The 5,424-nt window shown below is 67.2% G+C and carries 6 protein-coding genes; 2 read left to right on the top strand and 4 right to left on the bottom strand.

All coding sequences use genetic code 11. From position 1 onward, the window contains the following. Positions 1-243: 243 nt before the first annotated feature. Positions 244-1,221 carry a choloylglycine hydrolase gene (gene bsh, locus DW296_RS09060; RefSeq protein WP_136051958.1) on the top strand — a complete coding sequence of 326 codons (978 nt, stop codon included), beginning with the start codon at positions 244-246 and terminating at the stop codon, positions 1,219-1,221. Between the two features lie 56 nt (positions 1,222-1,277). After that, on the top strand, positions 1,278-2,753 hold the full coding sequence (locus DW296_RS09055) for a lipase maturation factor family protein (RefSeq protein WP_136051957.1): 1,476 nt from the start codon (positions 1,278-1,280) through the stop codon (positions 2,751-2,753). A 136-nt stretch (positions 2,754-2,889) separates the two neighbouring features. Here the strand turns inward: DW296_RS09055 and DW296_RS09050 are convergent, their stop codons facing one another. The 4 genes from DW296_RS09050 to DW296_RS09035 are packed head-to-tail and all read right to left on the bottom strand — an operon-like array spanning position 2,890 to position 5,165. Next, complete coding sequence (locus DW296_RS09050) at positions 2,890-3,657, bottom strand: ABC transporter permease (RefSeq protein ID WP_101847789.1); 768 nt, start codon at positions 3,655-3,657, stop codon at positions 2,890-2,892. Next, positions 3,654-4,454 (bottom strand): ABC transporter ATP-binding protein, encoded by an 801-nt coding sequence (locus tag DW296_RS09045; protein ID WP_136051956.1) that lies wholly within the window; start codon positions 4,452-4,454, stop codon positions 3,654-3,656. The genes DW296_RS09050 and DW296_RS09045 overlap by 4 nt, the downstream gene beginning before the upstream one ends. After that, positions 4,451-4,819 carry a DUF1048 domain-containing protein gene (locus DW296_RS09040; protein WP_071327951.1) on the bottom strand — a complete coding sequence of 123 codons (369 nt, stop codon included), beginning with the start codon at positions 4,817-4,819 and terminating at the stop codon, positions 4,451-4,453. Before DW296_RS09040 ends, DW296_RS09045 begins: the two co-directional genes overlap by 4 nt. Position 4,820: 1 nt before the next feature. Continuing rightward, entirely contained in the window at positions 4,821-5,165 is a 345-nt protein-coding gene (locus tag DW296_RS09035) for a PadR family transcriptional regulator (protein ID WP_136051955.1), read from the bottom strand. Positions 5,166-5,424 lie beyond the last annotated feature (259 nt).

Raw genomic sequence — 5,424 nt, 5'->3', positions numbered from 1 at the left:
GCTCGCCGCGTGCTTCCTCGCCATGGCTCTGTTGACGCTCGTGGGCATCACCGTGTGCGTGCTGCTCGCCGCGCGCCTGCGGATCTCCGTCCCGACGGTGAGGACGCACGTCTCGAAGGAGGGTCTCCCGCAGCGGGAGGCCCTCCTTCGTCGTGGGTGACCCCACTTACATTCCGGTGCCGAAGGTGGAAGCATGGCGCGAAACCGGCGGGTCGACCGGCCCGCGGATGGGGGGACACGACCATGTGCACAGGACTGAGCTTCACGACCGCCGACCACTACTTCGGGAGGAATCTCGATCTGGAGTTCTCGTACAACGAGACCGTGACCGTCACACCGCGGAACTTCCCGTTCCCGTTCCACCGGCTGCCGTCGTCGCCGACGCACCACGCGATCATCGGGATCGCCACGATCGCCGACGGCTACCCGCTCTACTACGACGCGGTCAACGAGAAGGGGCTCGGCATGGCGGGGCTCAACTTCCCGGACAACGCGCACTATCCGGCGCCGGGGTCGGGGGACACCGAGGTCACGCCGTTCGAGTTCATCCCCTGGGTCCTCGGACAGTTCGAGACGGTGGCCGAGGTGAAAGAGGCGCTGCGGTCGGTGAGTCTCGTCGACATCGACTTCAGCCCGGAGTTCCCGCTGTCGCCGTTGCACTGGATCATCGCCGACAAGAGCGCATCGATCACGGTCGAGAGCGTGCGCGGCGGCCTCAAGGTCTACGACAACCTGTGGGGCGTGCTCACGAACAACCCCACGTTCGACATCCAGAGCTTCCGGCTCAACGACTATCAGCACCTCTCGAAGCGGCAGCCGGAGAATACGTTCGCCGCGGACGTGCCGATGGACCTCTACAGTCGCGGCATGGGCGGGATCGGGCTGCCGGGCGACCTGTCGTCGTCGTCCCGGTTCGTGAAGGCGGTGTTCACGCGCATGAACTCGGTGTGCGGGACGACGGAGTCGGAGTCGATCAGCCAGTTCTTCCAGATCCTCGGCTCCGTCGCCCAGCAGCGCGGGTGCGTGCAGGTCGGCGACGAGGAGAAGTACGAGATCACCATCTACTCGTCGTGCGCCAACACCGCGACCGGCGTGTACTACTACACGACCTACGAGAACAGCCAGATCACCGGTGTGGACATGCACAAGGAGGATCTCGACGGTACGGACCTCGTCGCCTATCCGCTCGTGAAGGGGCAGCAGATCGCGATGCAGAACTGATCTCCGCTCCGCGCAACCCCCTCATCGGGAGGGCGGGCGCGGCGTAGCCTGTGGCCGTGGACGGGTTCGCGGCGGTCGACTTCGGGTTCGCCCGCGAGGTCCTGCAGCGGGGCATCGCGGTGCTGTACCTCGTGGCGTTCGTCTCGACGTTCAACCAGTTCCGTCCGCTCCTCGGCGAGCACGGGCTCCTGCCCGCGCCCGTGCTGCTGGACTGGGTGGCGCAGAAGCGCGAGCGCCGGAAGCTGCTGCACCCCACGCTCTTCACCCGCGTCCGCTACACGGACCGGCGCCTGGTCGCGCTGTGCGGGGCGGGAATCGTCATCGCCGCCCTGCTCATCGCCGGGGTGCCGCAACTCGGACCACCGTGGGTGCCGATGCTCGCCTTCCTCGTCCTGTGGTTCGGCTACATGTCGGTGGTGAGCATCGGGCAGACCTTCTACTCGTTCGGGTGGGAGATGCTGCTGCTGGAGGCGGGGTTCCTCGCGGCCTTCCTCGGCTCGAACGACCAGCCGCCGCCGACCGTGGTGATCGTGCTGTTCTGGTGGCTGCTGTTCCGGCTGGAGTTCGGCGCCGGGATGATCAAGATCCGCGGCGGACGGGAGTGGCGCGACCTCACCGCGATGACCTTCCACCACGAGACCCAGCCGATGCCCGGGCCGCTGAGCCGCCAGGCGCATCTGCTGCCGCGGTGGTTCCACAAGCTCGAGGTCGTCGGGAACCACGTCGCGCAGCTCGTGGTGCCGTTCTTCCTCTTCGCCCCGCTGCTGTCGCTGTGGATGCCCGGTCCGGTGCCGCAGATCGTCGGTGCCGTCGCCGGCGGGATCGTGATCGCGACGCAGCTGTGGCTCGTGCTCACCGGGAACTTCGCGTGGCTGAACTGGGCGACGATCGTGCTCGGGTTCTCCGCGATCGGCCTCCCCGGCATCGAGACCCCGGAGCGGACGCCGGAGACCTCGCTGCCGTGGACGGTGTCCGGCATGCCGCTGTGGTGGGTCGTGGTGACCTCGGTGGTCGGGGTGCTGTTCGTCGTGCTGAGCGTGCCCGCCGTGCGCAACCTCTTCGCGCGACGACAGCTCATGAACGCGAGCTTCCACCGGTGGCAGCTCGCCAACGCCTACGGAGCCTTCGGCACGGTCACGCGGGAGCGGATCGAGATCGTCGTGGAGGGGTCTGACGACGAGGAGGGCCGGCACTGGCGCGAGTACGAGTTCCGCGGGAAGCCGGGGGACGTGCGGCGGATCCCGCGGCAGTTCGCCCCGTATCACCTGCGGCTGGACTGGCTGATGTGGTTCCTGCCGCTCGGGCACTCGTTGGACGACTGGTTCTCGGTGTTCCTCGTGCGGCTCCTGGAGGCGGATGCCCCGACGCTGCGGATGCTGCGTGTGGACCCCTTCCACGGCGAGCGGCCGCGGTGGGTGCGCGCCGTGACGTACCGCTACCGCTTCACCACCCGCGCCGAGCACCGTGCCGACGGCGCCGTCTGGGTCCGGACCGGTCGCCGCGTGGTGCTCGGTCCGGTCGGCCTCCGCTGACTTCGAGTCGCCCACTTTGCGGCAAATCCCGGCCGGATGGAGCCAGTCGGGCGATTCGAACGGCCGCCGAGCGCGGCGAAACGCCCCGGCCGGGGAAGAGTCCCCGGTCGGAGCGTTCCGTCTCGCTTGACGTCGATCAGCTGACCTTCTTCCGGTACGAGATGATCGCGAACACGTAGGCGACCACGAGGATCCCGACGCACCAGGCGAGAGCGACCCAGATGTCGGACCCGACCGGCTCGCCCGCGAACAGCGCCTGGATGGAGTTGACGATCGAGGTCACCGGCTGATTCTCGGCGAACCACTGCACCGGAGCCGGCATGGTGTCGGTCGGCACGAACGCCGAGCTGATGAACGGGAGGAAGATCAGCGGATACGAGAAGGCGCTCGCGCCGTCGACCGTCTTCGCGTTCAGGCCGGCGATGATCGCCAACCAGGTGAGTGCCAGGGTGAACAGCATCAGGATGCCGATCACTCCGAGCCAGGCCCAGACGCTCGCGCCGGTGCGGAAGCCCATGAGGAACCCGACCCCGAAGATGATCGCGAGGGTGATGGCGTTCGCCGTGAGAGACGTGAGCACGTGAGCCCACAGCACGCTCGACCGGGCGATCGGCATGGAGTGGAACCGCTCGAAGATGCCGCTCTGCATGTCGGTGAACAGCCGGAACGCCGTGTAGGCGATGCCCGACGCGATCGCGATGAGCAGGATGCCCGGCAGCAGGTAGTTCACGTAGTTCTCGGCGCCGGTGCTCTGCTGGAGAGCGCCGCCGAAGACGTACACGAACAGAAGCATCAGGGCGATCGGGGTGACTGCGGTGGTGATGATCGTGTCGGGGCTGCGGAAGATGTGCCGCATCGAGCGGCCGGTGAGTGTCGCCGTGTCGGCGGCGAAGTGCGTGGTCATGCTGCATCTCCTCTCTGGACCTGGGTCCCTGAGCCCGTCGAAGGGGATGAGGGGCCGATGAGGGTGAGGAAGATCTCCTCGAGGGTGGGCTGTTTCTCGACGTACTCGACCTTCGCGGCCGGAAGCAGCCGCTTGAGTCCGGCGAGCGTGTCGTTCGCGATGATGCGGCCCTCATGGAGGATCGCGATGCGGTCGGCCAGCTGCTCCGCCTCATCGAGGTACTGCGTGGTGAGCAGCACGGTCGTGCCGCCGCCCGCGAGCTCCTTCACGACGTCCCACACCTCGATGCGCGACTCGGGGTCGAGGCCCGTGGTCGGCTCGTCGAGGTAGATGACCTCGGGGTCGCCGACCAGGCTCATCGCGATGTCGAGCCGGCGCCGCATCCCTCCGGAGTACGTGCCGACCTTGCGGCCCCCGGCCTCGGTGAGCCGGAAGCGCGCGAGAAGCCGATCGGCCACCGCACCGGCGTCGGGGAGATGCCGCAGCTTCGCGACCAGCACGAGGTTCTCGCGTCCGGTGAGGATCTCGTCGACCGCGGCGAACTGTCCGGTGAGGCTGATGCGCTCGCGCACTCCGACCGGGTTCGCCGCGACATCGATGCCCTGCACCGTCGCCGTGCCCGCGTCGGACTTCAGCAGCGTGGAGAGGATGCGCACCATGGTGGTCTTGCCCGCGCCGTTCGACCCGAGGAGGGCGAAGATCGATCCCCGCTCCACCTCGAAGTCGACGCCGCGCAGCACGTGCAGATCCTTGTACGACTTCTCGATGCCGCGCACCGAGAGGGCTGGCGTCGTCATGATTCCTCCTTCTTCTTCGCGTCGTCGAACGCCTTGATGAGGCGGGCGCGCTCCTTGTCGATCCACTGCGTCCCGCCGTAGGCGCGGGCGTACTCCTCGGCGTACTCGACGGGGTCGTCGCCCACGATCGCGCTGACCGGCGTGCCGTCGAGGGCGGCGCGTTCCCAGAGGTCGGCGAGGTCGAGGAACATCGTCACGATGGTGTCGCCGTCGGTGATGCCGCCGTAATACAGGTAGTACCGGTACTGGGCGTTGGCGACCGTGCGGTATGGCTCCGGCAGAGCCTCGATCCGCGCCTTCGCCTGCTTGTACTGCTTCTTCTGCTCGAGCGATCCGGTGAGCGCTTCGATCCACTTGGCGGCCATGTCAGTTCTCCTTGTTCGTGGTGTTCGTGGTGTGCAGTAGTTCGATGTGCGTGCGGAGGAAGTCCCAGGTCGTCCAGAACTCCTCCAGCTCCTGGCGGCCCTGCGCGTTGAGGGTGTACACCTTGCGGGGCGGGCCCTTCTCGCTCGGCACCTTCTCGACGTCGACGAGCTTCTTCTGCTCGATCCTGACCAGCAGGGCGTAGACGGTGCCCTCGGCGGTGTCGGTGAAGCCGTGCTCACGCAGCCGGGTGGTGATCTCGTATCCGTAGGCCGGCTGCTCGGCGAGGAGGGCCAGCACGATGCCCTCCAGGGTGCCCTTGAGCATCTCGGTCATCTGCTTGCCCATCGTCCCCTCCTCTCGTTCCTGTGTCTTCCGTTCGGTACTCAGTGTTGCTGGGTACCGGTACAAAGTAACACTGAGTACCGGTACTTAGCAACACCGAATACTGAATCTCTCTCGATCCCTCTCCTCCGCCTTTTCGCCGAGACCCCGGGTACGCGGCGAGACCCCGGGCTGCAGACACAGGGACCCCGGGGTGTCGACGACAACCCGGGGTCTCGACGAGAGGGGAAGGGGAGGGGGGAGGGGGGGAGAGGGGAGAGGG

Source organism: Microbacterium sp. K36, from assembly GCF_004794355.1.
GTDB lineage: Bacteria > Actinomycetota > Actinomycetes > Actinomycetales > Microbacteriaceae > Microbacterium > Microbacterium paraoxydans_D.
This window is presented reverse-complemented; position numbering and strand designations above follow the sequence as displayed.

Excerpts from the sequence above, each read along its gene's own strand:
- bsh (WP_136051958.1), top strand. The coding sequence starts at position 244 with ATGTGCACAGGACTGAGCTTCACGACCGCCGACCACTACTTCGGGAGG.
- DW296_RS09050 (WP_101847789.1), bottom strand. The coding sequence starts at position 3,657 with ATGACCACGCACTTCGCCGCCGACACGGCGACACTCACCGGCCGCTCG.
- DW296_RS09045 (WP_136051956.1), bottom strand. The coding sequence starts at position 4,454 with ATGACGACGCCAGCCCTCTCGGTGCGCGGCATCGAGAAGTCGTACAAG.
- DW296_RS09040 (WP_071327951.1), bottom strand. The coding sequence starts at position 4,819 with ATGGCCGCCAAGTGGATCGAAGCGCTCACCGGATCGCTCGAGCAGAAG.
- DW296_RS09035 (WP_136051955.1), bottom strand. The coding sequence starts at position 5,165 with ATGGGCAAGCAGATGACCGAGATGCTCAAGGGCACCCTGGAGGGCATC.